Origin of the sequence: Streptomyces sp. NPDC006458 (assembly GCF_040612135.1) — a bacterium.
Taxonomy (GTDB): Bacteria; Actinomycetota; Actinomycetes; order Streptomycetales; family Streptomycetaceae; genus Streptomyces.
In genome coordinates, this window is record NZ_JBEXPR010000023.1 from 105977 (window position 1) to 132339 (window position 26363).

The window sequence follows — 26363 nt, forward strand, 5'->3', positions numbered from 1 at the left end:
TGACCGATGGGGGGCGTTCAGCAGTTGGGGTCGCCCTGGGTGCGCCGGACGGTGACGCTGTCCATGTGCCTGTCGTCGGAGCGTGGGGGGAGGGCGGGGTTGAACAGACCGACGGCCGAGCCGGTTCCGTCCTTCTTCTGGAGCAACCGTCGGTTCTGGCTGTCGGTGATGTCCCTGAGGTACTCGGACACGTCGGAGGGCACCGGTACGGCGACGACCTCGAAGGTCCGGCCGCCTTCGGTGGGTCCGCCCAGTTGGGCCGTGGCCCGCCAACGCCCGGTGCCCGGGGAGACACTGGCCTCGACGTACAGCCCGTAGCGGCGGTCCGTCTCCGTGCGGCCCGCGAGCCACAGCGTGTAGCCGGGCGCCAGCCGGGCCGTGCCCCGGAACTCCTGGCACTGCTCCACCTCGACCTGTTCGCCGTCGCGCGTGGTGGGTTGCTGGATCGTCACCGAGGAGGCGGGCGCGTCCGGGGGAGCTGTACCGGGGCCGGATGCGGTCGGGCCGGACGGCGGCGAAGCGGTGGGGCCGCCGGGGGAGTTGTCGTCCTGGAACCAGTCCGCCGGGCTGCCCCCGATCAGCACCGACACGGCCGTCAGGACCGCCGCCGCGCCACCGAGCCCGCCCATCAGGGCGAACGAGCGGACCGACCTGTGCAGATCGGTGCTCGCGGGAGTGCCGTCCGGCCCCGGCTGCGCGGCTGTCGAGCCGTCGTCCCCGGAACTCGGGCCCTGGGGCGTGCCGTTCGCCGCGGGCGTGCCGTCGGCGCCGGGCGGGCATGCGGCGCCGGACGTGCCCGGGGCCTGGCTCGCGGGCGGCGCGCCGCCGGGGCCGGACGCCGGATCGGACGGAGTGTCGGGCAGTGTGGACATGGGTCTGACCCCCCGGTTCGGGCCCGCGGGCCCCGGGTGCGATACCGGCTCGGCCGGAATCCGTGTGACGGGACTGGATGATGCTCCCGGGCCACAAGGGTCAAACGCCACATGCCGGTTCATCGCGGCATTCATCTGGATTCAATCCGTCCGAACTCCCCGGAATGGGCAGGGCGGCCGCCCCGAACGCCGAATACACCTGTTCCAGGCGCAGTTCGCCTACGCCGAACACACCTGAGCCCCACCAGGTCTCGCCGTACGACACCCGGCCCGCACTCGGCAGGGGTGTTCAACTCGCGGCGGGGGTGTTCAGCTCGCGGCGCCGAACCACCTCGGCAGCGCGTCGAGCAGCTCCCGCTGGTCGTCACCGGCCCACGCCACATGCCCGTCCGGCCGCAACAGCACGGCGGCCACGTCCAGTTCCCCGCTGACGTCGACGATATGGTCGACCCGGTCCGCCCAGCCCGTCACCGCGAGCCGTCCGGTCTGGTCGAGCAGCAGGCCGCGGCCGGTGTGCATCCGCTCGTAGAGGCGGCCCTGCTTCAGCGTCAGGTCCCGCAGCCGGCGGCCGAGCAGGGCATGGCCCTCGCCGAAGTCGTAGCGGATCCCGATCGCGGTGATCTTCTCGATCAGGTAGCGGTTCACCTCTTCGAAGTCCATCAGCTCGGCCAGCAGCCGGCGTACCGCACGCGCGCCCGGCTCGGTGGACATCAGCTCCATCTGGGCGCGTGTGTTGTCCAGCACGGACGCGGCCACCGGATGCCTTTCGGCGTGATACGTGTCCAACAGCCCCTCCGGCGCCCACCCTTGGACCTCGGCGGCCAGTTTCCAGCCGAGGTTGAACGCGTCCTGGATACCGAGGTTGAGGCCCTGCCCGCCGGTCGGCGGGTGGATGTGCGCCGCGTCGCCCGCCAGCAGCACCCGGCCCACGCGGTAACGCTCGGCCAGCCGTGTGGCGTCGCCGAAGCGGGTCAGCCAGCGCGGCGAGTGCACGCCGAAATCCGTCCCGGCGGTCGCGCGCAGTCGCTGCCTGAACTCCTCCAGCGTCGGCGCGATCGAACGGTCCTCGGCCACCCCCTCGGCCGGCACGACGACCCGGTACACGCCGTCCCCGAAGGGCGTGAGGCCGAACCGCACCTGCGTCCTGCGGACCTCGGCCACGACCGCCGCCACCTCCTCGGGCGCGACGGCCACCTCCATCTCGCCCAGCAGCGTCTCGACCCGGGCGGGCTCCCCGGGGAAGGCCACACCGAGCAGCTTGCGCACCGTACTGCGGCCCCCGTCGCAGCCGACGACATGACGCGCGCGCAGGCTGCCGCCGTCGGCCAGCCGGACGGTCACCCCGTCCTCGTCCTGGCTCAGCCCGACCAGCTCGCAGCCGCGCCGGATCTCGGCGCCGAGCTCGACGGCACGCTCGGCCAGCAGCCGGTCGGTGACGGTCTGCGGGATGCCGAGGACGTACGAGTGCGCGGTGTCCAGCCGGTCCGGCCACCCCTTGTCGATGCCGGCGAAGAAGCCGCCGACCGCGTACTTCCGGCCGAGCGGGAGGAAGCGCTCCAGCAGACCGCGCTGGGCCATCACCTCGACGCTGCGCACATGCAGGCCGAGCGCGCGGACGAAACGGGCGGGCTCCGCCGCCCTCTCCAGCACGAGCACCCGCACACCGTGCAGCCGCAGCTCGCTCGCCAGCATCAGGCCCGTCGGTCCGCCCCCGACCACGATCACATCGATCATCACACCACTCATTTCCGCAGGTCCTGGCCTTGGCCCGGAGATTCTGCGGCATGAGCGGGGCCTTGCCGCAAGGCCCCCCACGCGCTATAACTTGAGACAGGCAAGGAGCGAGTGCGCTCCTTGCCTTTGTGTTTGCCCGGCTCCGGGCCGGCGCCGGCGTGGAGCCCGCGCGGCCCGGCTCCCGAGCGCGTACGACTCAGCTCTGAGTCGGCTTCAGCACCACGAAGTCCGCGTTCGACGGGTCGAGGCAGACAGCGAGCCGTCCGACGCCCTCGACGTCCTGCGGACCCATCTGCGTACTGCCGCCGTTCGCGGTGATCCTGGCGACCGCCTCGTCGCAGTCGTCGACATTGAACACCGGATGCCAGTAGGGCTTGCCACCGGTGAGCGTCAGATCCTCACCGGCCATGCCCATCACTCCGCCGTGCATCCGGTCCTCCGGCTGCCCGGCCGGGGTGATCAGGGCGTACGTGCCCGCGCCGCCCGGCAGTTCCATGTCGCTGTACCACCAGCCGAGGACGTCGCCGTAGAACTTCTTCGCGCCCTCCGCGTCCGTGGTGTACAGCTCGGTCCAGGACAGCGCGCCCGGGGCGTCGACCAGTTCCACGCCCTTGCTGGTCCCGGGCTGCCAGACGGCGAACTGGCCGCCGAGCGGGTCGCTGTACTGTGCCATCCGGCCCCACTCGTCGAGGTCCATCGGCGGCACCCGGACCGTGCCGCCCGCCTTGGTGACGGCCTGCGTCGTGGCGTCCGCGTCGGCGACGCTGTAGTAGATCATCCAGGCCGGGCGCGCGCCTTGCTCGGTCAGCTTGCCGAGCCCGGCGACGATCTTGCCGTCCTTGCGGAACATCCCGCCTTCCATGCCCTCGCCGCCGCCCTCCATGGCCTCGTACTCCCAGCCGAGTACCGTGCCGTAGAAGGCCGCCGTGGCCGGCACGTCGGGGGTGCCGAGGTCGAGCCAGCAGGGTGAGCCGGGGACGTAGTCGGTCGTGATCATGGCGATTCCCTTCGCAGGTCCTTGCCACTTCAGCCTGACACCGGGCCGGGGTGGCCGCACGATGGACCGGGACTGCCGGGCACCGGGTCGGGCGCGGACCACCGCCGTGGCGAGCAGCAGGGCGGCGAGGGCCGTGAGAGCCGTGCCGTGCCAGTCGAGGAGGTTCAGCAGGGGGGCCGCGAGGGCGGTGCCGAGTGCGCCGATCGTGAAGTAGAGGACGAGGTAGACGCTGCTCAGGCTGCCGGAGCGCGCGGAGTCGAGGCCGATGACGCGGCTCTGGTTGGCGGCCTGTGCGGCGAAGCAGCCCGCGTCGAACAGGGCGAGTCCGGCGGCCGTGACCAGGGGCGTACCGAGGCCGGTGGCCAGCACGGCGGTACCGGCCGTCGCCGCCAGCAGGGAACCGGTGATCACCGTGCGCGGGCCGTAGCGGTCGGTGAGGCGTCCGGTGACCGGCAGGACGGCGAAGCCGAGCAGGCCGGCGAGGCTGTAGAGGCCGATGGACGTGGGGCCGAGGGAGTGGGGCGGTTGCGCGAGGGCGAGCGCCAGCCTCCTGGTGACGGCGCGGGCCTGACGTGGTCGCGGCTCTCATGGCCGGCGGCGAGCCCACGGGTGCACCGTCAGGCGGAAGCGTTGGGCGGTGGAGCCGTAGCAGATGTGCCGGGTCGGCCGGACGCCGTTCGCCGAAGTGCCGTTCGCCGTCAGGCACTTGCCGCTGTGGCGGGCGAGCGACGAGGCGGTAGCCGTGGGACGGCTGGGCCTCGGGGCGCCACTGCTGGTCGGCGCCGCAGGACCCGCTGCGTGGTCCTGGTGTGTTGGGCGGCGACCACTTCCCCGAAGGCGTCCTGCGGCCCGGCGGACGTGGACCGGGCGCCGTCGATCTGTCCCCATGCTGAGGCCCTCGTACGATCCGCGCGTGGGCCCCGGATTCAGCCGACCATGGCGTCCGCGGTCAGCGAGGCCAGGGTGGCCAGGCGGTCGTGGGAGGGGGTGCCGGGCTCCGCGGTCCACACGACCAGCCGCTGCGTCGGGTCATGGGCGCAGGTGAGGGCGTCCCAGTCGAGCGTGAGATCGCCGACGACGGCGTGCCGGAGCCGTTTGGAGCCCCCGTTGTCGGAGGCCACCTTGTGCTCGCCCCACCAGCGGTCGAAGTCCTCGTCCGTCCCGCGGAGCTCGGCGACCAGATCCGCCAGGCGCTGGTCCTCGGGACGGATGCCGGCCTCCCTGCGCAGCATGGCCACGCACACCGCACCGATGTTCTCGAAGTCCTGGTGAAGGGCGCGCATGGCCGGGTCGCGGAACATCAGCCACGCGTAGTTCCGGCGCCCCTCGGGAAGCCGGGAGAAGTCGGAGAGCAGCGCGGCGCCGAGCGGGTTCCAGGCCAGGATGTCCATGCGCCGGCCCATCACCAGCGCCGGCAGGGTCGTCAGCCCGTCGAGGATCCGCCGCAACTGGGGCTGCGCGGTCTGGGACGCCCGGCCGCCGCCCGAGCCGGTCTCCTCGCGGCCGGCCAGCTCGTGGAGATGGGCGCGTTCCTCGTCGGTGAGCCGCAGGGCGACGGCGAGCACGTTCAGGACGGGGGCGGACGCGCGGCGGCGCCCCTGCTCGATGCGGGTGTAGTAGTCGGTGCTGATCGACGCCAGCAGCGCCACCTCCTCCCGCCGGAGTCCGTCGACCCGTCGGGCGCCGTCGATCTCCGGCAGCCCGACGGCGGCGGGGCTGAGCGACGCCCGGCGGGCCTTGAGGAAGTCACCGAGCGTGTTGGGCGGTGGGGTGGTGGGAGCCATGGCGGCACTCTCACAGGAGGAATGGGGTGGCACTCTCGCGCGAGAAACGGATGAAAACAGCATAGACCCGGCTCACCGCCGTGAAAGGCGGCAAAAGCGGCGACATGGCCTTCAAGCGCCGTTACACCGCGGGTGGCGTCGACAGCTACGCCCTGGTCTCGGCCGGTGGCGGCGCCACCTTCTCCGGTGTCCTCAACGGCACCTACAAGGAGGCCGTCACCGGCCAGACCGTCACCGTCACCAACGGCACCCTCAACGCCCCCGCCTCCGGCAAGGGCAACCTGCGCGTCTACGTCCTCGACCTGGGCGGCGCCAACGCGGCGCCCGGCAAGATCGGCACGGACGGGCCGTACCTGAAGTAGAGCCCGACAGCCGGGTGGCACGGCGATCCCGCCGTGCCGCCCGGCCTCGTACATCAGCCGTCCGAGGTCCTCGCGCACAGATACGGCCGTGCGAGCAGCAGTCCCGTGGCCGTGAGGACGATGCCGAGGTAGACCGGCGCGAGATGGGCGAAGTCGGTGTAGTGGATCGCCCCGTGCACCATGACGGCGGGCAGGAAACCCGCGGCCGCCGCCACGGCCAGGCTCCAGAACACCCAGGCCTCTCCCCGCCGCCAGCCCCACAGGGAGACCAGCGTGATCGCCACCGCGGCGGACATCAGGGCGCCGCCGAAGCCCGCCCGGTCATGGGCGACGAAGGGCACGAGGCGGGAGTCGACGGCCTCCAGCGCATGCCCGCTCGTGCCCAGGAAGGTCAGATCGGTCGGCACGAAGACGCCCGTCAGCCCGACGACCGAGATCACCGCCCCGCCGATGAACAGCCCCACGCCCGTCGCGACCAGCAGCAGCTGCCCGACCAGCGCCCGCCGCCGCTCCCGCTCCGGGCCCTCGGGCACCGCACGCCAGCGCGGGGTGTGCGGAGCGCGGCGGACCCCGGCCACGAACATCGGGAACAGCACCAGGGCCGTCGCCGTGTGCAGCGGCTCCACGAACCCGGTGACGAGGAAGTAGAAGAGCGTCGGGAAGCCGATCGCCCCCGACAGCAGATACGCCTCGCGGGCCCAGGACCAGCCCTGTCGGACGCCGCCCACGGCGAGGCCGGTGTAGAGGGCGCCGATCGCCACCATCGTGCCGGCCATGGTGATCCGGTCGTGCTGCAGGAAGTGCACCAGATGGTGGTTGGCGGCGTGCAGCTCGTGCAGGGTCATGCCGAGGTAGTCGCGGTCGTACCAGAGCAGCACGGGGCCCAGCGTGATCGCCGCGGCGCCCAGTCCGGCGACCGTCATGCCCAGCCCGACCAGCAGCGCCCAGATCCAGGCGGGCCAGCGGCGGGGGTCGAGCCCGGCGTCTTTCAGGGCGGGTGCCGGTTCGGTGGGTGTGGCCGCCTCGGTGACCCGGGCGAACCAGCCGGGCCCGGCCGAGACCAGGACCGAGGGCCGGGCCAGCACGACGGTGTCCGGGTCGCCGAGCGCGGCGGCCGCCGAGGTCACCGACGGGTCGGACACCTGGAGCAGACGCGGGTCGTCGTCACCGGTGAAGCCGTCGACATGCGGCTTGAGGCCGGCCTCGGCCACCGGGTCGGTCGTGCGGACGACCAGCGGTATCGCCCGTCCGGCGGCGGCCCGCCGCACGGTCTCCACATCGGCCGCCGTGACCGGCGCGACCTCGACCACACCGGCCCCGAGCGGAGCCATGGCGTGGACGGTCTCCCGGGCGAGCGAGGGCGGCACGGAGATGCCGAGCCGGACCGCCACGGGCACCCCCGCGACCTCACCGGCGAGCCGCCGGGGCGGATGACGGTGGCCGAACCCCCGCGCGATCAGCCGCGCGCCGCCGGGGCGGGAGCCGATCGAGGCCAGCAGCCGCAGGGCCGTGCGCTGCGAGCGGCGTTCGCCGAGGAGCGCGGCGGCCGCGCCACGCAGGGGGTGATACGTCCAGTCCGGCATCAGTGTGTCTCGGTCTCGGTCTCGGTCTCGTTCCCGGTCACCGGTCCGCCCGGTGCCTGCCAGCCGAGCACCGGGGTCATGGAGCGCAGCGTCGCCCGCACGGGGGCGAGCCGGGCGGCCGTGTCGCGCAGCAGCGCCGCGGGCGGCCAGGCCAACTGGCCGACCGTGCCCAGCCGGGCGGAACGGCGTGCGACGGCCTGGGTCCTCGGCCGGCGCGCCAGATCGTACGCGCGCAGCGCGGCACCGGTGTCCGGGTGGGTGTCCAGGCAGTGGGCGAGGGTGACCGCGTCCTCCAGGGCCTGGCACGCGCCCTGGCCCAGGTTGGGGGTCATCGCGTGGGCCGCGTCGCCCAGCAGCGCGGTCCGGCCGCCGACGAAGGTGTCCAGCGGCGGCAGTTCGTACAGGTCGTGGCGGAGCACCACGTCGGCGGGGACGGCGGCGAGCAGCGCGGGGATCGGGTCCGGCCAGGCCCCGAACCGGCGCAGCACCTCGGCGTACTCGGACGATCCGGTGGGTGTGCCCTCCGGCAGGGACGCGGTGCCGAAGCAGTACATGCGCCCGCCCGGCAGTGCCGTGTAGCCGAAGCGCTCCCCGCGGCCCCAGGTGGCGGCGCCCGCGGCAGGCGGCTCGGGGAGGGGCTCGGTGACCATGCGCCAGGCGGTGTAGCCGGCGTATCTGGGGCCGGGCGCGTGCGGCAGTACCGCGCGGCGGATCGCGCTGCGCAGCCCGTCGGCTCCCACGACGAGTTCGCAGCGGGACGTGCCGCCCCGGTGCTCGACGACCATGCGGGGCCCGTCCTCGTGGACGGCCGACACCTCGCTGCCCGGCCGCAGACACTCGGCGGGCAGTGCCTCGGCGAGCGCCCGCAGCAGATCCGCGCGGTGCAGGACGGCGAGGGGGTGGCCGAAGCGCCGCTCCAGCTCGGTGTTGTCCGTCCGGGACAGCCAGCGGCCCCGCCGGTCGCGTACGCCGCCCGCGGTCTCGACCGCGCCGAGGGCCTGGACCCGCTCGGCCAGTCCGAGCGCCTTCAGGGCGCGGAACGCGTTCGGCCACAGGGAGATGCCCGCCCCGATCTCGGTGAACTCCGGGGCGCGTTCCAGGACTTCGACGCGCCAGCCCTTGCGGTGCAGGGCGACGGCGGCGGCGAGGCCGCCGATCCCGCCGCCGACGATGGTCGCGGCGCGCTGCGGCATGGTTCCTCGCTCTGCTTCGGGGCGCCCGCCCCGGACGGCTGGTGGTGGCTCGGCTGCCCGCGCGGAGCGCGACGACCGCGGGTCCGGCTGAGCAGCGTCCCATGGCAACACGCCGAAACACCCCTGTCAACGCGCGGTGACGGGCACCGCGCGGTGACAACGGCCTGGTGAGCGGCCCGGTGAGCGGTTGGGCGGCTCCTTTCACGGTGTGAGGCGTGCCGGCGGGCGGACCGGTCGGCCGCACGGCGGGCTCAGCGCCGGTACGCCGTCGCCGCGACCGCCGGCAGCAGGGCCAGGGCGAGGACTCCGCCGGTGAGGGCGAGGACGGGGTAGCTGGTGGCGGCGACCAGGAAGCCGGAGGCCATGCCGCCGGTGGCCCCGGCGACGGCGATGGACACGTCGACCGTGCCCTGTGTGCGGGCGCGGTTGGCCAGCGGCACCGCGTCGGTGATGATCGCGGTGCCGGACACCAGCCCGAGGTTCCAGCCGAGACCGAGCAGGGCCAGGGCCAGGGTGAGCAGTGCGAGCGAGTCGGCCGGTGCCGTCGCGGCGAGGACACCGGCGGCCAGCAGGGTGAGACCGGAGGCGGCGGCGATCCTCAGGCGGCCGTACCGGTCGACCAGCCAGCCGGTGAGCGGCGAGGGAAGATACATGGCGCCGATGTGGATCGCGATGACCAGGCCGGAGGCGGCGGTGCCATGGCCGTGGCCGGCCATGTGGATCGGCGTCATCGTCATGACGGCGACCATGACCAGCTGGGTCAGCACCATGACGAGCGCGCCGAGGACCACACTGCCGTGACCGTCGCGCCCCGGTGCTGCGGAGCCGCCGGGTGTCGCGCCCGCGGCGCCGGTGGGTTCGGCGGCGGCCAGGGCGCGGGCCGTCAGCAGCGGGTCCGGGCGCAGCCAGACAGCCAGCACGAGCGCGGCCAGGGCGTAGGCGGCGCCGGACAGCAGGAAGGGTCCGGCCAGCCGGGGGATGCCGAGGGGTTCGGCGAAGTCGCCCATGGGAGCGGCCAGGTTGGGGCCCGCCACGCCGCCGAGGGTGGTGGCGACCAGGACCCGGGACAGGGCGCGGGCGCGGTGGCCGGGCCGGGCGAGGTCGGCCCCGGCGTACCGGGCCTGGAGGTTGGTGGCGGTTCCGGCGCCGTACACGAACAGGGCGACGAACAGCAGCACCGGGCTGTCCAGTACGGCGGCGGCGATCACCAGCCCGCTGCCGACGGCGCCGACGAGATATCCGGCGGACAGGCCGGGGCGGCGGCCGTGCGACTGGGAGACCCGGCCGATCGTGACGGCGGTCAGCGCGGACCCGGCGGTGAACAGGGCGCTGGGCAGTCCCGCGAGACTGGTCGTGCCGAGCATGTCCTGCGCGAGCAGCGCCCCGACGGTGACACCGGCCGCGAGACCGGCACCGCTGAGGACCTGGGAGGCGACGAGGACCCGCAGGATGCGGCGCTGTGCCTCGTCGGTGTCGGGGACGTCGGGTATGAGGCCGCCTTCGGTGCCGGCGGCCGATACGGGTCTGGTCATGCGCCCTTCCGGGTGGCTGGGTGCGCGGCCCCGACGGGTGCGGGTGCCGCCGGTGCGGTGCTGCTGCGGTGCGGGCGGGCGCGCCGGGCGCGGGGCGGCCTCCGGGGCCCAGCGGTCACGCCGAGTACCCGTCTTCGACGGGCAGTTCGGCCAGGCGCCACTCCAGCATCCCGTCGTTCAGGCGGATCGCGCGGCGGCCGTGGTCGGCCAGCAGGCGAACCGCGTCGTGGGCGAGTACGCAGTACTCACCGCGGCAGTACACGACGATCTCCGTCTCCTCGGGCAACTCGCCGATCCGGCCTGCCAGTTCCTCGACCGGGATCGAGCGGGCGCCGGGGATGTGCCCGGCCCGGTACTCCTCGGCCGGCCGCACGTCCAGCAGCACGACGTCCCCCGCCGCCACGCGGGCACGCAGTTCCTCGCGGCCGACCTCCGGGGCGCCGTCCTCGCCGAGGTAGGCGTCCCGGGCCGTGGACACGGCCGGCTGGTGCGCCTCGGCGACCCTGCGCAGCAGCGCGAACAGCCGGCCCACGTCGTCGCCGGCGAGCCGGTAGTGGATGCGTACGCCCTCGCGGCGGGTGGTGACGAAACCGGCCTGCTTGAGGGTCTGCAGATGCGCGGAGGCCGTGGTCAGGTTCAGGCCCGCCGCCTTGGCCAGGGCGTCGACCGGGCGCTCGCCCTGGGCCAGCAGATCGAGCAGCTCCAGGCGCTTTCCGCTGGCCAGAGCCTTGCCGCTGGCCGCGAAGGCGTCGTAGAGCCGGGCCTTCGCGCCGGTCGCCGTGTTCCTCGCCATGGCATCCTCCATAAATCCATGGAATAGCGTAGAGGAGGGCGGGGGTCATGACCACGCCCCGTCGCGAGCGGATCGCCGAGCGCCGCGGGGGCCTCACCTCTCCGGCCCGTCCCGCTGGCCCGCCCGGCCGGCGCGTCGGATGGTCGTAGGGACACGTGCCGCGTACACCGCCGGTGCCGCCCGGCAGGGGAGGAGCAACAGATGCGTCGCTACCCGCCCATCGCCGACCACGGGCTGATCGGCAACCTCCAGACCTGCGCGCTGGTGTCCTCGGACGGCGTGCTCGACTGGCTGTGCGCGCCACGCTTCGACGCCCCGAGCGTCTTCGCCGCCCTGCTCGACCACGACCGCGGGGGCCACTTCTCGGTCACGGTCGACGCGCCGGAGGTCACCGTCCGCCAGCTCTACCTGGCCGACACCGCGGTCCTCGTCACCCGCTTCCTCACCCCGGACGGGGTCGGCGAGCTGGTCGACTGGATGCCGGTCGACACCCCCGGCACCGTCTCCGACCGGCACCGGGTGTTCCGCGCGCTGCGCGTCGTGCGGGGGACCGTCCGGTTCCAGCTGGAGTGCCGTCCCCGCTTCGACTACGGCCGCGAGCGGCACGAGCTGGACCTGAACGCCTCGGTGGCCCGCTTCCGCGGCTCGTCCGTCACGGCCCGCCTGGAGACGCTCGGCCCCATCGCCCTGGAACGCGACGGCGACGACGTGCGCGCGACGGTCGTGCTCCGGGCGGGCGAACTGGCGGCCACCGTCCTCACACTCGACGCGCCGGGCGCCCCGGAGCCGCGGCCGGTCACAGCCGAGGAGGCGCGGGATGAGTTCGCCGCCGTACGGCAATTCTGGCACGACTGGATCCACCGCTGCCGCTACAGGGGCCGCTGGCAGGGCCAGGTCCACCGGTCCGCGATCACCCTCAAGCTTCTCACCTACGCCCCCACCGGCGCCCCGATCGCCGCCGCCACCATGGGACTGCCCGAACAGGTCGGCGGCGAGCGGAACTGGGACTACCGCTACACCTGGGTACGCGACGCCTCCCTGTCCCTGTGGGCCCTGGTCGAACTGGGCTACACCGAGGAGGCGCAGGCATTCCGCCGCTGGCTCGGGCAGCGGCTCATGGACGGCGGAACCGTCAGCGGGGAACCGCTCCAGATCATGTACCGCGTCGACGGCGACCCGCACCTGTCCGAGGAGATCCTGGACCACCTGGAGGGCTGGCGCGCCTCCGCCCCCGTCCGGGCCGGCAACGGCGCCGCCGACCAGCTCCAGCTCGACATCTACGGCGAGGCCACCTACGCCATCGCCATGAACGAGGACGTGGCGACCATCGCCGGCTACGACGGCTGGCTGCGCGTCTCCGCGCTGCTGGAGTGGCTGTGCGACCACTGGGACCGGCCCGACGAGGGGATCTGGGAGACCCGCGGTGGCCGCAAGGACTTCACCTTCAGCCGTCTGATGTGCTGGGTGGCCTTCGACCGCGGCATCCGCCAGGCCACCACCTTCGCCCGCCCCGCCGACCTCGCCCGCTGGACCGCCGCGCGCGACGCCGTCCTGCACCAGGTCATGGACCGCGGCTGGAGCGAGCGACGGAAGGCGTTCGTGCAGCACTACGGAAGCGAGGTGCTGGACGCCTCGCTGCTGTGGATGCCACTGGTCGGCTTCATCGGGCCGAAGGACCCGCGCTGGCTGGCCACCCTCGACGCGATGGACACCGAACTGGTCTCCGACAGCCTGGTCTACCGCTACAACCCCGACGCCTCCCCGGACGGCCTGCGCGGCTCCGAGGGCACCTTCTCCCTTTGCAGCTTCCTCTACGTCTCCGCCCTCGCCCGCGCCGGACGCGTCGAACTGGCCCGCTATGCGTTCGACAAGATGCTCACCTACGCCAACCATGTCGGCCTCTTCGCCGAGGAGATCGGCCCCACCGGTGAGCAACTCGGCAACTTCCCGCAGGCGTTCACCCACCTCGCCCTCATCGACGCGGCCCTGTCGCTCGACGCGGCGCTGGACGCGGAGGCGGAGCGCGCATAGGGCCTGCCCGCGAGGGGTTCGCTGAGTGGTGGTCCGCGCCTGTGTGAGTGGCGGTCCGGGGCCGGACCGGCCGGTCGGAGGCGGCCAGGTCCGTTCGGCCCGGGGGAGAATGTGAGACAGCCCCCTCGTCAGCCTCTGTCAGCGCACGGGCGTGCCCCGCGGCCCGCTGGCTAGCGTGTCGCCCGCCCGCAGCCACCGCGCCCAAGGGGAGACAAGCATGGACAGCACGACCCGTCCGACCGCCCTCGTCACCGGAGCCTCGTCCGGCCTCGGCAGCGAGTTCGCCATCCAGCTCGCCGCCAAGGGACACGACATCGTCCTGCTCGCCCGCACCCGGGACCGGCTGGAGGCGCTCGCGGAGCGGCTCGGCTCCGTCCACGGGGTCAAGACGCACGTCCTGGTGGCGGACCTGTCCCGGGCCGACGCGGGCCGGCGGGTCGCCGAGGAGCTCGCCGAACGCGGACTCCAGGTGGACGTGCTGATCAACAACGCGGGCTTCGGCACCACCGGCCGTTTCGAGGAGATCGACCCGGAGAAGGACCACGACCAGCTGATGGTCAACGTGGTCGCGCTGGTCGACCTCACCCACGCCGTCCTGCCCGGCATGCTCCTGCGGGGCACCGGCGCGGTCCTCAACGTCGGCTCCACCGCCGGGTACCAGCCCAGCCCGTACCTCTCGGTGTACAGCGCCGCCAAGACCTTCGTGCTGAACTTCTCGCTCGCGCTGCGCCAGGAGGTCCGCGGGCGCGGCGTCCATGTCACCGCCCTGTGCCCGGGGCCGGTGGAGACCCGGTTCTTCGAGGTGATCGGCACCCGCAACGCCGCCGTCGTGGGCCGGTTCACCACTCCGGAGCCGGTGGTGCGGACCGGGCTGCGGGCGCTGGAGCGCAACCGGGCCTATGTCACACCGGGGCTGGGCAACGCGTTCTCGGCGCACTTCAACCCGCGCCGCCCGCGCAACCTGGTCGCCTGGGTGGGGGAGCGCATCTGCCGCAAGGCGCTGCAGCCCGAGCGCGACCGGCCCGCCGCGGTGCCCGACGGCGCCACGGCCTGAACGGCTGCTCGCCGACCAGGCCGATGCCGTGCGCCGCTCAGCTGAAACGGTCGGGCGACAGGAACTCCACGGAGGCACCCGGACGTTCGCCCCGGACCAGGTCCGCCACGATGTCACCGGCACCCGGTGCGTGGGCCGGACCGTGGGACCCGGCGCCGGCCGCCAGCAGGATGCGCGTGTCGTCGCCGAAGGCGCCGAGCAGGGGCAGCCCGTCCGGGGTGCGGTTCTGGGTGCCCACCGTGATCCGGGACGGCAGACTCTGCAGGCCCGGCACCTTGGCGGGCAGCAGCCGGGCCACGTCCTGCCAGTCGTCCGGCGTCACCGAACGGTCGGTCTCCTCCGCGTCCAGCGGCTTGGGCGTCAGGCGCAGGTCCTCCAGACCGAGCCGGACGCCGTACCCGCCCTCCTCACCGCTGCCCCACAGCACCCGGGCGTCGTCCAGTTCGCGCCGGAACGCCGGGAACACCTCCAGGTCGAAACTCCCGTCGGGCTCGATCGGGCGGAACCGGGTGAACGGCGCCCGCACGGTCGTCAGCGGCAGCCCGGACAGCGCCGCGGGCAGCCACGAGCCCGCCGCCACCACCAGGTGACGCACCTTCACCAGCTGCTGAGGAGTCCGCAGATGAACGCCCCCGGTCACCACCTCCGCCTGGAGCACCCGGGTGTCCGGATACAGCCGGGCGCCCGCGTCCTGCGCCTGAGCCACCATGGACTTCACGGCCCGCTCCGCGTGCACCAGACCCGCGCCCGGATCCCACACACCCGTGTGATGGCCGGGCAGACCGGTGTGCCGCGGGTACTGCATGCGCAGCGCGTTCGCGGTGAACGTGCGCACCTGAAGGCCGTGCGCGTGGGCCGCCCGCAGCGCGCCGCCGGCGACGGGCCCGGCCTCCGGGCCGATCGACAGACCACCGCACGGCTGGAACACCCGGTCCCCCCGGGCTTCGTCCAGCTCCGTCCACAGCTCACGCGAGCGCACGGCCAGCGGGACGAGGTCCGCATGCTCCGCACAGGCCAGCCGGAACATATGAGGGCCACCGTGCGACGAGCCGAGCGCATGACCAGGCGTGCGGCGCTCGAATCCGAGGACCTCCACCCCCCGCACCGCCAGCCGCCACAGCGCCGCCGCTCCCCACGCGCCGAGCCCCACGACCGCGGCTTCGGCATCCCATCGAGGCATGCCACCAACTCCTCTCATAGCGGGGTGAGTTCAGCATCAGCGGACCACGCGCGGCCCGGACCGGGCGTGAGTGCGCACCACTCACACTCGGCCACTCACCACGCCCGAGCGCACCGGCACACAGGCCCCCACCCGCCCCGAGACCCCCGAGGTTTGGAGTACCTGAGCACTCATGCATCCACCCCTTCCCGCGTGATGACCTCAGGGTGTCGCTCGGCGCGACCTGTGACACCGGTGGAGGTTTGGATGCAGTTCCGGGTACTGGGGACCCCTGGGATCTACGACGACACCAGGCGGTGCGGCGTAAGGCTGACGAGTCCCAAACAGCGCGTCCTGCTGGGCGCATTGCTGGTGCGCACGGGGACACCGGTGCCGACCGACGAGCTGATCCGCGAACTGTGGGGCGAGGACGCGCCCGAGAAGGCCGGAAACGCCCTTCAGGCGCACGTGTCACGGTTGCGCCAGCACCTCGTCGAGGCCGAACCGGCGCGGGCCAACTCGCCCCGCCTGGTGGCCCGGGGCGCCGGCTATGTGCTCCAGGCGCGCCCGGACGAACTGGACAGTGTCCGGTTCCGGCTCCAGGTCACCCGCGCCCGGCGCCAGCTGGAGACCGACCCGGGCGGTGCGTCCGTACTGCTGCGCCGGGCCCTGTCGCTGTGGCGCGGCCCCGCGCTCGACGGCGGCCCGCACGGCCCGCTGTGCGCGCCCGCCGCCGCCCGGCTGGAGGAGGAGCGGCTGCTGGCGCTGGAGGACCTGTGCGACGCCTCGCTGCGCATGGGCGAGCACCAGCGGGTCGTGGCACGGCTGGAGGAACTGGTGGCGGCCCACCCGCTGCGCCGCAGACTCCGTGAGCAGCTCGCCCTCGCCCTGCAGCGGTGCGGCCGTCCCACCGAGGCACGCGCGGTCCAGGAGGCCCCGTACCGCGGCGCCGAGCACGCCGGCCTGGGCACCCGCGCGGTCCTGCCCGGCAATGTGCGCCTGCTCAGCCAGGCCGCCGCCGGCCGCGCCGGCACGGCCCCCCTCCCGCACCCGACGGCGCCCGAGGCACCGGAGGAGCCGGGCCGCGAACTGCTCCGGCTGCGGATGCGGGTGGAGGAACTGACCTCGCAGCAGCGGATGCTGCGCTCGGAGATGGACCGTCTGCTGGCGCACCTGGAGGCCCAGACCGGCGGACGCGACCGGGACTCCGCCTGACCGGTCCGGCCCCCGTGCCGGAAGACGACCCGCCGGCGGGATCGCCGCCCCGGGGCCCCGCACAAGAGAAGAGGTAAGACTTCATGGCCGTACTGCACACCACTCTGAGAAGCGAGGGCACACCCGATCAGGTGTGGTCCGTGCTCCGGGAGGTCGAGACGTTCCCCGAGTTCATGGACGGCGTCAACGAGGTGACCGTCACCGACGAGGCCGACGGCAGGCGCACCAGCAGCTGGCTCGTGGAGCTCAAGGGCTCCGAGATGGAGTGGGAGCAGGAGGACGTCCTGGACGCCGCCGCCCGCCGCTTCGAGTTCCGGCAGACCGACGGCGACCTCGCCCACTACGAGGGCTACTGGCAGGTGCACGAGGACGCCGAGGGCACCGCGCTGGAGCTCAACGTGGAGTTCGACGTCGGTCTGCCCATGATGGAGGAGATGATCCACCCCGCCGTGGCCAAGGCACTGGAGGGCTACCAGCAAGGCATCGTCGACCGAAGTCGGGAGGCCTGACGGACATGAGCGCAATGCCTGCGGCCGACGCCAAGGAGACCTTCCGTCGCGTCAAGCGCCACTTCTCGCCCGCCCTCGCCGTCGCGGGGAAGTTCACCGGCCAGGGCGCGGTCGAGTCCTTCGCCGAACACTGCCGTGTCATGCTGTCCGACGGGCGCTCGGTGCTGGACTTCGGCAGCTACGCGGTCGCCCTCCTCGGGCACCGCCACCCGGACGTCGTGGACGCCGTGCGCGAGCGGCTCGACGTGATGACCACCTCCACCCGGTCCGTGCAGAGCCCGGTGCCGCCCCTGGCCGCCCAGACGCTGACCGGGTACCTCGGCGGCGGCCTGGACCGTGTGTTCTTCGGCTGCGGCGGGGCCGACGCCGTGGAGGTGTCCGTCAAGCTCGCCCGGATGGCCACCGGCCGGATGACCGTGGTCGCGGTGCAGGGGGCGTTCCACGGCAAGACCCTCGGCGCGCTCGCGCTGACCGACAACCCCCGCTTCAAGAAGGGCATCGAGCCCCTTTTGCAAGGCGTCGTCCATGTGTCGCCGGACGACCCGGAGGCCGTCGCCAACGCCGTGCGCGAGCACGACGTGGCCGCGGTGATCTTCGAGCCGGTGCAGGCCGAGAACGGCGTGCGCATCCTCGACCAGGCCGTGCTCGCCCGCTGGTGCGAGGACGCGCACGCGGCCGGCGCGCTGGTCATCGCCGACGAGATCCAGGTCGGCCTGCGCCGCTGCGGCCCGCGCTCGGTCTCGCTGGACGCGGGGCTGCCGGTGGACGCCGTCCTGCTCGGCAAGCCGCTCGGCGGCGGCGTGGTGCCGGTCTCGGCCGCCGTGTGCAACGACAAGCTGTACGCGCCGCTGCTGTCCGACCCGCTGCTGCACACCGCCACCTTCAGCGGCCACCCCCTGAGCACCGCCGTGATCCCCGTGGCGCTGGAGGCCATCGAGCGCAACGCCGACAACGGCGAGCGCGTCGAGTCCGCCATGCGCGAGAGTCTTGAGGCGCTGCGCGAGCAGTACCCCGACGCGCTGGTCGAGGTGCGCGGGCGCGGCCTGCTGTGGGGCATGGACTTCCGCTCCCCGGAGATGGCCGGCGACGTACTCACCGGGCTCGCTCAGCTCGGCCTCGTGGTGTCGCCGTGCATCAGCCGGCCCACCACCATCCGCCTGCTGCCGCCGATCGTCGCCGGCGAACAGGAGATCAAGGAAGCGATGTCCCTGCTCGGCGAGGCCGTCGCCAGAGCAGCGGCAGTCTGACCCCCGCGCGCACCCGCAGCTCCCGTACTCCGCCCGTCGTCCGCTCCGCGGCCGCGACGGGCGGAGCCCTGCGCGCCCGGCACCGGCCGCGCACGCCGCTCCCGGCGACCCGGCCGGGAGGGGGAACGCCATCCGGAAGGAACGGAAACACACCATGACTTCGACGACACTCAAAGGCGTCGCCGAGGAGTTCGACGCCGACATCGTGCTGGCCGACGACATCACCGGATACGACGCGCCCGCGCCGCAGGCGGTGTCCGAAGTGCTGCTCACCGGCGCGACCGGCTTCCTCGGGGCGTTCCTGCTGCGGGACCTGCTGGAGCGCGGCCTCGTCGTGCACTGCCTCGTACGGGGCAAGGACGAGGAGACCGCCCGCACCCGGCTCACCGCCAACCTGGAGCGCTACGAACTCCTGGAGGGCCTGCGGCTGGACCTGGACCGCGTCCAGGTGCACATCGGAGACGTGGCCCAGCCGCGCCTGGGCATGACCGACGAGGCCCACGCCGCCCTCGCCGGCCGTGTCGACGCCGTCTACCACGCCGCCGCCAAGGTCAACTTCCTCACCGTCTACAAGTGGCTCAGCAAGGCCACCGTGGACGCCACCCACGAGGTCCTGCGGTTCTCGCAGGCCGCCCGCGCCACCCTGCACCACGTCTCGACGACGGGCGTGTTCCTGCCCGCCGAGGACGGCACCCCGCGCGGCGAACTCGGCCGCACCGGCCCGCCGGAGGACCTCGCCCTCGGCTACACCAAGAGCAAGTGGGTCTCCGAGCAGCTGGTGCTGGAGGCCCGGCGCCGGGGTGTGCCCGTCACCATCCACCGGCCCGGCCAGGTGTGGGGCGACTCGCGGAGCGGCGCCTGCCAGCCCAACGACTTCGTCTGGCGGTTCATGAAGGGCGCCGTCCAGGCCGGCGTCTACCCGCGCCGGTTCCGGCTGCGCATGAACATGGTGCCCATCGACTACGTCAGCGCCGCCATCGTCGCCCTGTCCCGCGACCCCGAGGCCATCGGCGGCGTCTACCACCAGGTCAGCCCCCGCTCCCTGGACGCCGACGAACTGCTCGGCCTGCTGCGCCGCGCGGGCTACGACCTCAAGGAGACCAGCACGCTGCGCTGGATGAAGGCCATCGCCGCGGACGTGAACAACTCCATGCTGCCGCTGATGCGCGTCCTCGTGGACACCGAGAAGACGGAACTCGCCGAGTTCGACGACGACCTCACCCGTGAGCGGCTCAAGGGCACCGACGTGACCTGCCCGGACATCGACGACCGGGTGTTCGGCGCCTACGTCGACTACTTCGTGCGCAACGAGATGCTGCCCGCTCCGACGGGCCGTTGACCCGCAGGACGAACGACCGGAGCCGCCGGCTGATACGGAATCAGCCGGCGGCTCCGCCGTGGCGGTGCCGGTCAGGTCGTGTGACCCGGCCCGGCCTGGCGGGGCGAGGGGACGTAGGCGCGTGCCCCCTCCGGGCGGGACAGCAGCGACAGCGGTCCACCCAGCAGCATGGCCGCCTCGGTGGTGTGCCGGCGCGGCGGGGCCGGGTCGGCGCCGGACTGCCAGGAACGCTGCCGGGGCAGGGCCGGAGCGCCCTCCGTCAGCAGGGACCCGCCTTGCAGACCCCGCAGCAGATGGCTGCGGGCGGTGATGCCGAGCTTGTGGTAGATGCGGTGCAGATGGTTCTCCACCGTGCGCACGGAGACCACCAGCCGTCCGGCGATGTCCCGGTTGGACAGTCCCGTCGCGGCCAGCGCGGCGACCTCCCGCTCCCGTGGGGTGAGCGGGGCGAGATCCTGCTGGCGGGGGCTTTCCGGGGACAGCCACGGAGGCAGTACCGCACTCGGCGCGCGCAGCAGCTCCGTGCACGCGGCCGTGGCCTCGCGCCCCTTGCGCCGCTGGCCAGCGGCCTTGAAGGCACGGGCGGCCTGCGCCGCGGCCTCCGCGGCCAGCGGCAGCGCGCCCATGTCGCGCAGCCGCTCGGAGACCCGGTGCAGGGCGGCCCCGTCGGACTCCGCCAGCGCCTGGATGTGGTCGCCGATCACCTCCACGATCCCGCCCGCCTGCCGGGCCACTTCCAGCAGGCCCCGGTCGGGACGCCGTACGGCGGACCCCTCGGTGATGCGGGCCGCGAGGTGCAGGGCGAACACGGCCCGCACGACACGGCCGGCGCGCCGCGCCCGCTCGGCAACCTCCAGCGCCTGGGTCACGGCGCCCGAGCGGTCGCCGGAGTGGGCGAGCACCAGCGCGTGCTCGTAGGCGATCTCGTCCTCGGCGACGGGGGACGGGACGGCGGCGCCGCGGGCCGAGCGGATCTCGACCAGTGTGCGCAGCGCCTCCGCGCAGCGGCCCGACTCGGCGAGCGCGCCCGCGAGTTGAGCCAGTGGCCAGGCCTGCGCGGTCGGGTACTCCAGCGGCGCCTCCGCGGCGATGGACTGTCGCAGCAGCGCGACCGCCTGCTCGGGGCGACCCAGCAGACGCAGCACCCGGGCGTGGTCGAGCACGCTCTGCATCATCATGGGCCGGCTGTCGAACAGGTCGCGGTGCATGGAGTCGAGCGCGTCGGCGGCGCCGCGCAGATGGCCGAGAAGGTAGGAGCAACGCGCGGAGACCGCGCCGGTGATGAGCCGGGCGTCGACGTCCCAGTCCGCCGAGGCGTCCTGGTAGCGCCGCACGAGCGCCAACGCGCCCGCCGGGTCGCCCACTTCGGCGCGGGCGAACGCCACGGTGGGCAGCAGCACGGGAGCCACGGCGACATCGGCGGGCTCCTGTGCCCCGAGCACCTCCTCGCCGATGGCGACGGCCTCCTGGAGCCGGTCGGACAGGACGGCGATGACCGCCCGACTGGCGTCCAGGACACCGGCGTTGCCCGGTCCCACGGCGGCGACGGCGTGGGTGAGGATCGCCTCGGCGTCGGTGATGCGACGCAGGCTCCAGGCCATGTTGATGACCCGGGTGTGCACGGCGCTGACGTACTCGTCGAGCGGCACGGCCGCGTCGGTGCCCATGCCCGCCGCGAGCACCTGGTCGGCGTCGTCGAACGCCCCCTTGCCGACCAGCACCTGGCCCAGCAGCAGGGCGGCCCGGACCCGGTCCCGCGCCTCGGCGGCGGAGCCCAGGGCGCTCGCTCGTGTCACGAGTCGGCGTACGACGGCGGCGTGTCCCGCCGAGTCGGGCAGCGGGGAGTGGAAGGAGGAGTCGGCGTCCGAGGGCGAGTCCTGGAGGCCGACCAGGCACAGCCGTTCCGCCAGGGGGAAGTCCCGGCGGCGGATCGCGGTGCGGGCCGCGGTCAGAAGCTGCTCGTGCGGGGGCACCAGACCGGACTCCAGGCGCAGCGAGATGATGCGGAGCACGTCCTCCTCCCGGCGGGCACCGGTGCGTTCGAGCGCGTCGGCGAGCTCGCGGCGCAACCGCTGGGCGGTCAGGTCCGACATGCCGGAGGCCACCACCGCGCGGCTGAGCGGCACCGCGAGGCGCAGGCTGACCCGGGCCCGGCTGCGCTCGACGCGCACGATGCCGCGCAGGTCGAGCGACTCGGCGGCCTTGGCCAGACCGAAGGAGGCGACGATCTCCGCCTCCAGCGGCTCGGCCAGGGCGAGCATATGGACCAGTTCGTTCTCCTCGGCGTCGAGGCCGCGCAGCCCGACCCGGACGACGTCCGCGAGCCGCCGGCCCGGGGCACCGGTCAGGCCCAGCCAGGTCCAGGTGCCGTCGACGCAGCGCAGGGAGCCGTCCTCCAGTGCGTGCTCGACGAGTTCACGGAGCATCAGGGCATTGCCGTGGGTGGCGCCCCACAGCCGCTCCAGGGTGAAGGTGTCCACATGCCCGCCGAGCCGGGCGTGCAGCACCGTGTCCAGGGCCGTGGAGTCGAAGGGCGCGACCTCGATGCGGTCGACGAGCCGCTCGACCCACAGCCGGTCCAGCCCGGCCGGGGCCGGGGCGTCGTGCCGGGCCGTGGCCAGCACACCGAGCCGGCCGGCCGCGACCAGACGGTGCAGCCGGTCGCTGGAGGCCGGGTCGGCCAGGTGGGCGTCGTCGATGCCCACGATGGGATGGTCGGACTGGGCGGCGTTGCGTGTGGTCGGCTCCATGAACTCGAGGCATTCGGCGAGGGAGCCGAACCCGCGAGCCTTGGTTCCGCTGTTCCAGCTGGCCCCGCCGACGGAGAGGACTGTCCGCCCCTCGTCGGCGGCCCGGCGCAGTGCTGTGGCCAGAAGGCTGCTCTTGCCGACCCCGGCGGCGCCGACGAGCAGCGCTCCGCCGCCGCGGAACAGGGCCTGATGGATCGAGTCGAGCTCCTTTTCTCTAGCCGCTATTCGCCAGTGATTGGCATCATCCGTTGACATCTGCTTTCAAGCCCCCGCTCGAAACAGTACTGTGCGGTGAATTCTTGGAAGTTACCCTGCGGTTGAGTCGACGGCTGGACCCCTTTTGTTAAGGGGTGAACTTGTCTAGCCTGCTGCATTCTTGCTCGGACAGCGTATGCGTCACGGGAAAAGCCAATCTGGATTCCTTTCGACGACCGCTGGAACCCTAGATGCGCCTGATGAAAGGCGGGTCGGCCGACGAATACCGGAAGGCGAGCGGCAACTCGAACCGGCAATCCCGTGTCCGCCGGGCCGCAACCCGGTGGTGATGTGGGGTGGATCGGGCCCACCGGCGGACTCCGTTTCACATCCGCCGGTGAGTTTCGGTCAGTTACTCAGATGTGTTTCGGTCAGCTTCATTCACGGGACATCTTCAGGCCCACTCCTGGGTAAGGCGCCAGGCGCCGGCCCGGCTGCGCCCGGCCCAGAACGACGCGTACCGTCCGTCCCGGGCGAGCAGCTCGTCGTGCGAGCCGCTCTCCGCGATCCGGCCCTCGTCGAGGAACAGGATCTGGTCGGCCGCCGCGACCGTCCGCAGCCGGTGGGCGATCACCAGCAGGGTCCGTCCGGTGGTGAGTGCCGTCAGGGCCTCCTGGACGGCCTGCTCGTTCTCCGGGTCGAGAGAGGACGTCGCCTCGTCCAGCAGCACGATCGGGGCGTCCTTCAGGATCGCGCGCGCGATGGACACGCGCTGGCGCTCGCCGCCGGACAGCTGGGTGCCGCCCTCACCGACGGTCGCCTCCCAGCCGTCGGGCAGCCGGTGCACGATCTCGTCCACCCGGGCGAGCCGGGCCGCCGCGCGGACGTCGGCGTCGCTCGCGCCGGGCCGGCCGAGGCGGATGTTCTCCAGGATGGTCCCCTGGAAGAGGTACACGTCCTGGAAGACCACGGAGATCCGGGACATCAGCTCCTCGGGCTCGATCTCCCGCACGTCCACGCCGCCGATCCGCACGGTGCCGGAGTCGACGTCCCAGAACCGGGGGATCAGCTTGCCGATCGTGGTCTTGCCGGACCCGGACGGGCCGACCAGGGCGGTCATCGTCCCCTCCGGCAGGGTCATGCTCACGCCCGTCAGCACGGGACGCTCGCCGTACCCGAAGCGCACGTCGTCGAAGGAGACGGTGTTGTCGGCCGGTACCCGCGCCGTCGCGGGCTGGGGCAGCGTGGGCTCGGCGAGCAGTTCGGCGACCTGGTCCAGCGCGTGGCGCGCCGAGCGCAGGGCCGAGCCGAGCACCGCGGTCTCGGCGAGCGGCTCGGTGAACCGGACCGCGAGCACCAGGATCGCCAGCAGCCGGGCCGCGTCCAGGTCGCCGTCGAGCGCCAGATAGGTGCCGGTGACCAGGACCACGGTGAACGCCGCCTGGATGACCAGCGTGAAGCCGACCAGGCCGGGCACGCCGGTGACCAGTGAACGCCGTGAGGCCTCGGCCTGGGTGCGCAGCGCGTCCGTCAGCCGCCCCGACTCCGGCGCCCCGTCGCGGCCGAACACGCGCAGCACGGGCTGGAGTTGGGCGAACTCCACCACGCGGCCGCCGGTCTCGGCCTGAGCCGCGTGCCGGATCTCGTCGGCGGTGCGGGTCAGCTGGGTGCTCCACCGGTAGACCAGCACGATGACCGGGACGGTCAGCGTCGCGGCGAGCGCCAGCCGCCAGTCGAACAGGTACATCGCGGCGACCACCGTCAGCGGGGTCACATAGCTGGTCACCAGCGGGCGCAGCAGATGCGCGGGCACGCCCATGATGTCCATGACGTTCTTGGTGGCGAGCTGTCCGAGCCGGCCCACCTGCTCCGGGACGAACCAACCGAGCGGCAGCTCCGCCACCCGGTCGCCGATGCGGTGGTGCAGGCTCCGGGAGAGCGACGCGCCCGCCGCGAAGCCGGTGCGCATGCTGTCGTAGTAGGCCAGGCCGTACAGCACGGCCACGCCGAGCAGCGCCCACATCCAGGGCCAGACCTCGTCGGGGTCCGAGCCGAGGAGCGCCTCCAGCAGCGGCACGAGCAGGGCGAAGGCGATGCCCTGGAACACCGCGCCCGCCACCAGCCCGGTGACCATGCGGCGCAGCGGCCGGGCATGCTCGGGGCCCACCACGTCGATGAGTTGACGGATCATCAGCTGTTGCCTCCCGCCAGGGTGATGCCCGCGGGCGTGGTCGCCGCGGAGCCGTGCGGCCGCCAGCCGGCGGTGCGCTGCTGGGCCCGCCACATGCGGGCGTACAGGCCGTCGGCGGCGAGCAGTTGCTCGTGCCGGCCGGACTCGACGATGCGGCCGTCGTCCAGGACGGCGATCCGGTCCGCGTCGACGACGCTGGGCAGCCGGTGGGCGATCATCAGCACGATCTTCCCTCGGGTCAGTACGGACAGCGCGTCCTGCACCTCGGCCTCCGAGTGCGGATCGGCGTGGGCCGCGGCCTCGTCCAGGACGATGATCGGGGTGTCGGCGAGCAGGGCGCGGGCGATGGACACCCGCTGCGCCTCGCCGCCGGACAGCTGGGCGTCCTCGCCGACGACGGAGTCGTATCCGCGCGGCAGCGACTGGAGCACATGGTCGACGCCGACCGCGCGGGCCGCCTCGCGCACCTCCTCCAGGCTCGCCCCGGGGCGGGCCATGCGGATGTTGGCGGCGACGGTGTCCCGGGTCAGCCGTACGTCCTGGAAGACGAAGGCGACCCGGCTGTAGAGGTCCTCCAGCGCCATCTGCCGGATGTCCACGCCGCCGATGCTGATGGAGCCCTTGGCCACGTCCGCGAACCGGGGGAGCAGGGTGGCCAGGGTGCTCTTGCCGGACCCGGACGGGCCGACCAGCGCGGTGACCGTGCCCGGGGCGAGTTCGAGGTCGATGCCGGAGACGGCGTCGCGCGTGCCGTCGTAGGAGAAGCTGACGCCCCGGTAGCTGACGTGGTTCCCCTCGGGAGCGACGGGAGTGGCCGGGACGGGCAGCTCCTCGCTGTCCAGGATCGAGGCGACGCGCTCGGCCGCGCCCTTGGCGATCCGCAGTTCGTAACTCGCGTAGAACAGGGACAGGATGGGGGCCGTCAGGCCGATGCCCAGCAGGACGAACGGCAGCAGGTCGACGCCGTCGATCCAGCCCTGGGTGACGAAGACCGCGCCGCCGACCAGCGTGGTGGCGAGCCCGGCGACGGGCGAGAGCGCGATCTCCGCGGCGCTCTTGGATCCGTGCGTGGAGCGCACCCAGTCGAGGAAGAAGGCGGAGAAGTCGTCGGCGGCCTGGGCGAACTCGCGGTGGGCGCGCCGGGTCTGGCCGAAGGTCTTGACGACCGAGATGCCCTGCACGAACTCGACCGCGCTGCCGTTGATGCGGCCCATCGCCCGGTCGTACTGCGGCAGATGCTTGGCCATGCCGGCCATGGTCGCGCTGTACAGGGTGAGTCCGACGATCAGCGGGGCGAGCGTCACCAGGGTCATCCGCCAGTCCACCGCGAACAGGTAGACCAGGGAGGTGGTCGGGATGACGACGGCCGCGGTGATGTCGAGGACCGAGTGGGCGACGAGGTGGTGCATCGCCTCCACGTCGTCCTGCACGGCCTTCTTGACCTGTCCGGAGCTACGCGCGTTGAACCAGCCGAGAGGAACGCGGCCCAGCCGGTCGACGAGCGACCTCCGAAGGTGCGACTGGAGCGCGTCGTCGGCGAAGTGCGTGACGGCGCCCGAGGCCATCAGGAAGGCCAGCCGGACCAGCAGGGCGGCGGCGCCGATCCAGGTGACGGTCCAGGCGTCGTCCGTGTTGACGGGTCCGTCGTCGAGCAGGATCCGGCCGAGCTCGGCGATGGCGATGAACGGCACGACCGCGGCGATCGCCGAGACGGTCTGTGCGGCGATCGCCCACCGCAGCCTTCCCCTGATCGGGCGGAGAATCGCGCCTAGTGCGGCCTTTTCCGCGGCCATCCGGTCCTCCAGGAGGTTTGCACTGTTAGA

The 26363-nt window shown here is 73.2% G+C and carries 18 protein-coding genes and 1 pseudogene; 7 read left to right on the forward strand and 12 right to left on the reverse strand.

Annotated features, from left to right (window positions below; all coding sequences use genetic code 11):
* Positions 1 to 17 precede the first annotated feature (17 nt).
* The 4 genes from ABZZ79_RS28560 to ABZZ79_RS28575 all read right to left on the reverse strand — a co-directional run bounded on the left by ABZZ79_RS28560 (position 18) and on the right by ABZZ79_RS28575 (position 5387).
* Positions 18 to 872, reverse strand: coding sequence for a hypothetical protein (locus ABZZ79_RS28560; RefSeq protein WP_356693450.1), 855 nt, complete (start codon positions 870 to 872; stop codon positions 18 to 20).
* Between the two features lie 309 nt (positions 873 to 1181).
* Positions 1182 to 2606 carry a rifampin monooxygenase gene (gene rox, locus ABZZ79_RS28565; protein ID WP_356693452.1) on the reverse strand — a complete coding sequence of 475 codons (1425 nt, stop codon included), beginning with the start codon at positions 2604 to 2606 and terminating at the stop codon, positions 1182 to 1184.
* 196 nt (positions 2607 to 2802) lie between these two features.
* Entirely contained in the window at positions 2803 to 3603 is an 801-nt protein-coding gene (locus ABZZ79_RS28570) for a VOC family protein (RefSeq protein WP_356693505.1), read from the reverse strand.
* 926 nt (positions 3604 to 4529) lie between these two features.
* Positions 4530 to 5387, reverse strand: coding sequence for a helix-turn-helix transcriptional regulator (locus ABZZ79_RS28575; RefSeq protein ID WP_356693454.1), 858 nt, complete (start codon positions 5385 to 5387; stop codon positions 4530 to 4532).
* 89 nt (positions 5388 to 5476) lie between these two features.
* Here ABZZ79_RS28575 and ABZZ79_RS28580 point away from each other — a divergent pair.
* Positions 5477 to 5749: pseudogene (locus ABZZ79_RS28580) on the forward strand (hypothetical protein); the annotation flags it as partial.
* A 53-nt stretch (positions 5750 to 5802) separates the two neighbouring features.
* Here the strand turns inward: ABZZ79_RS28580 and ABZZ79_RS28585 are convergent.
* From ABZZ79_RS28585 to ABZZ79_RS28600, 4 genes are all read right to left on the reverse strand, one after another.
* A complete protein-coding gene (locus tag ABZZ79_RS28585) occupies positions 5803 to 7332 on the reverse strand; it encodes a hypothetical protein (RefSeq protein WP_356693456.1) in 1530 nt (509 codons plus the stop codon).
* The gene (locus ABZZ79_RS28590) at positions 7332 to 8525 is read right to left on the reverse strand and encodes an FAD-dependent monooxygenase (protein WP_356693458.1); all 1194 of its coding nucleotides are present in this window, start codon (positions 8523 to 8525) and stop codon (positions 7332 to 7334) included. Before ABZZ79_RS28590 ends, ABZZ79_RS28585 begins: the two co-directional genes overlap by 1 nt.
* A gap of 251 nt (positions 8526 to 8776) precedes the next feature.
* Positions 8777 to 10057 (reverse strand): MFS transporter, encoded by a 1281-nt coding sequence (locus ABZZ79_RS28595; protein ID WP_356693460.1) that lies wholly within the window; start codon positions 10055 to 10057, stop codon positions 8777 to 8779.
* 115 nt (positions 10058 to 10172) lie between these two features.
* On the reverse strand, positions 10173 to 10850 hold the full coding sequence (locus ABZZ79_RS28600) for a metalloregulator ArsR/SmtB family transcription factor (protein WP_356693462.1): 678 nt from the start codon (positions 10848 to 10850) through the stop codon (positions 10173 to 10175).
* A gap of 201 nt (positions 10851 to 11051) precedes the next feature.
* Between ABZZ79_RS28600 and ABZZ79_RS28605 the strand changes: the two genes are divergently transcribed.
* Together ABZZ79_RS28605 and ABZZ79_RS28610 are read left to right on the forward strand one after the other, a co-directional pair.
* The gene (locus tag ABZZ79_RS28605; RefSeq protein WP_356693464.1) at positions 11052 to 12881 is read left to right on the forward strand and encodes a glycoside hydrolase family 15 protein; all 1830 of its coding nucleotides are present in this window, start codon (positions 11052 to 11054) and stop codon (positions 12879 to 12881) included.
* 217 nt (positions 12882 to 13098) lie between these two features.
* Entirely contained in the window at positions 13099 to 13935 is an 837-nt protein-coding gene (locus ABZZ79_RS28610; RefSeq protein ID WP_356693466.1) for an SDR family oxidoreductase, read from the forward strand.
* A gap of 37 nt (positions 13936 to 13972) precedes the next feature.
* Here ABZZ79_RS28610 and ABZZ79_RS28615 read toward each other — a convergent pair whose 3' ends face one another.
* The gene (locus ABZZ79_RS28615) at positions 13973 to 15115 is read right to left on the reverse strand and encodes an FAD-dependent oxidoreductase (RefSeq protein WP_356693468.1); all 1143 of its coding nucleotides are present in this window, start codon (positions 15113 to 15115) and stop codon (positions 13973 to 13975) included.
* A gap of 246 nt (positions 15116 to 15361) precedes the next feature.
* On the opposite strand from ABZZ79_RS28615, the gene ABZZ79_RS28620 reads away from it, so the two are divergent.
* The 4 genes from ABZZ79_RS28620 (at position 15362) to ABZZ79_RS28635 (ending at position 19404) form a co-directional block, all read left to right on the forward strand.
* A complete protein-coding gene (locus ABZZ79_RS28620; RefSeq protein WP_356693470.1) occupies positions 15362 to 16309 on the forward strand; it encodes a BTAD domain-containing putative transcriptional regulator in 948 nt (315 codons plus the stop codon).
* Positions 16310 to 16392: 83 nt separating this feature from the next.
* Positions 16393 to 16818 (forward strand): SRPBCC family protein, encoded by a 426-nt coding sequence (locus ABZZ79_RS28625; protein WP_356693472.1) that lies wholly within the window; start codon positions 16393 to 16395, stop codon positions 16816 to 16818.
* 5 nt (positions 16819 to 16823) lie between these two features.
* On the forward strand, positions 16824 to 18065 hold the full coding sequence (locus ABZZ79_RS28630) for an aspartate aminotransferase family protein (protein WP_356693476.1): 1242 nt from the start codon (positions 16824 to 16826) through the stop codon (positions 18063 to 18065).
* Between the two features lie 154 nt (positions 18066 to 18219).
* Positions 18220 to 19404: a thioester reductase domain-containing protein gene (locus ABZZ79_RS28635; protein WP_356693478.1), complete on the forward strand. Its 1185-nt coding sequence runs from the start codon at positions 18220 to 18222 to the stop codon at positions 19402 to 19404.
* A gap of 71 nt (positions 19405 to 19475) precedes the next feature.
* Here the strand turns inward: ABZZ79_RS28635 and ABZZ79_RS28640 are convergent, their stop codons facing one another.
* The 3 genes from ABZZ79_RS28640 to ABZZ79_RS28650 form a co-directional block, all read right to left on the reverse strand.
* Positions 19476 to 22409 carry a LuxR C-terminal-related transcriptional regulator gene (locus tag ABZZ79_RS28640; RefSeq protein ID WP_356693480.1) on the reverse strand — a complete coding sequence of 978 codons (2934 nt, stop codon included), beginning with the start codon at positions 22407 to 22409 and terminating at the stop codon, positions 19476 to 19478.
* A gap of 394 nt (positions 22410 to 22803) precedes the next feature.
* Positions 22804 to 24540, reverse strand: coding sequence for an ABC transporter ATP-binding protein (locus tag ABZZ79_RS28645; RefSeq protein WP_356693482.1), 1737 nt, complete (start codon positions 24538 to 24540; stop codon positions 22804 to 22806).
* Positions 24540 to 26333 carry an ABC transporter ATP-binding protein gene (locus tag ABZZ79_RS28650; protein ID WP_356693484.1) on the reverse strand — a complete coding sequence of 598 codons (1794 nt, stop codon included), beginning with the start codon at positions 26331 to 26333 and terminating at the stop codon, positions 24540 to 24542. Before ABZZ79_RS28650 ends, ABZZ79_RS28645 begins: the two co-directional genes overlap by 1 nt.
* Positions 26334 to 26363 lie beyond the last annotated feature (30 nt).

What these genes read in the sequence shown, in the direction of transcription:
- ABZZ79_RS28615 (WP_356693468.1), bottom strand. Translation starts at nt 15,115, where the DNA reads ATGCCTCGATGGGATGCCGAAGCCGCGGTCGTGGGGCTCGGCGCGTGG.
- ABZZ79_RS28595 (WP_356693460.1), bottom strand. Translation starts at nt 10,057, where the DNA reads ATGACCAGACCCGTATCGGCCGCCGGCACCGAAGGCGGCCTCATACCC.
- ABZZ79_RS28570 (WP_356693505.1), bottom strand. Translation starts at nt 3,603, where the DNA reads ATGATCACGACCGACTACGTCCCCGGCTCACCCTGCTGGCTCGACCTC.
- ABZZ79_RS28605 (WP_356693464.1), top strand. Translation starts at nt 11,052, where the DNA reads ATGCGTCGCTACCCGCCCATCGCCGACCACGGGCTGATCGGCAACCTC.
- ABZZ79_RS28585 (WP_356693456.1), bottom strand. Translation starts at nt 7,332, where the DNA reads ATGCCGGACTGGACGTATCACCCCCTGCGTGGCGCGGCCGCCGCGCTC.
- ABZZ79_RS28650 (WP_356693484.1), bottom strand. Translation starts at nt 26,333, where the DNA reads ATGGCCGCGGAAAAGGCCGCACTAGGCGCGATTCTCCGCCCGATCAGG.
- ABZZ79_RS28635 (WP_356693478.1), top strand. Translation starts at nt 18,220, where the DNA reads ATGACTTCGACGACACTCAAAGGCGTCGCCGAGGAGTTCGACGCCGAC.
- ABZZ79_RS28645 (WP_356693482.1), bottom strand. Translation starts at nt 24,540, where the DNA reads ATGATCCGTCAACTCATCGACGTGGTGGGCCCCGAGCATGCCCGGCCG.
- ABZZ79_RS28575 (WP_356693454.1), bottom strand. Translation starts at nt 5,387, where the DNA reads ATGGCTCCCACCACCCCACCGCCCAACACGCTCGGTGACTTCCTCAAG.
- ABZZ79_RS28630 (WP_356693476.1), top strand. Translation starts at nt 16,824, where the DNA reads ATGAGCGCAATGCCTGCGGCCGACGCCAAGGAGACCTTCCGTCGCGTC.
- ABZZ79_RS28560 (WP_356693450.1), bottom strand. Translation starts at nt 872, where the DNA reads ATGTCCACACTGCCCGACACTCCGTCCGATCCGGCGTCCGGCCCCGGC.
- ABZZ79_RS28625 (WP_356693472.1), top strand. Translation starts at nt 16,393, where the DNA reads ATGGCCGTACTGCACACCACTCTGAGAAGCGAGGGCACACCCGATCAG.
- ABZZ79_RS28600 (WP_356693462.1), bottom strand. Translation starts at nt 10,850, where the DNA reads ATGGCGAGGAACACGGCGACCGGCGCGAAGGCCCGGCTCTACGACGCC.
- ABZZ79_RS28610 (WP_356693466.1), top strand. Translation starts at nt 13,099, where the DNA reads ATGGACAGCACGACCCGTCCGACCGCCCTCGTCACCGGAGCCTCGTCC.
- ABZZ79_RS28620 (WP_356693470.1), top strand. Translation starts at nt 15,362, where the DNA reads ATGCAGTTCCGGGTACTGGGGACCCCTGGGATCTACGACGACACCAGG.
- rox (WP_356693452.1), bottom strand. Translation starts at nt 2,606, where the DNA reads ATGATCGATGTGATCGTGGTCGGGGGCGGACCGACGGGCCTGATGCTG.
- ABZZ79_RS28590 (WP_356693458.1), bottom strand. Translation starts at nt 8,525, where the DNA reads ATGCCGCAGCGCGCCGCGACCATCGTCGGCGGCGGGATCGGCGGCCTC.
- ABZZ79_RS28640 (WP_356693480.1), bottom strand. Translation starts at nt 22,409, where the DNA reads ATGTCAACGGATGATGCCAATCACTGGCGAATAGCGGCTAGAGAAAAG.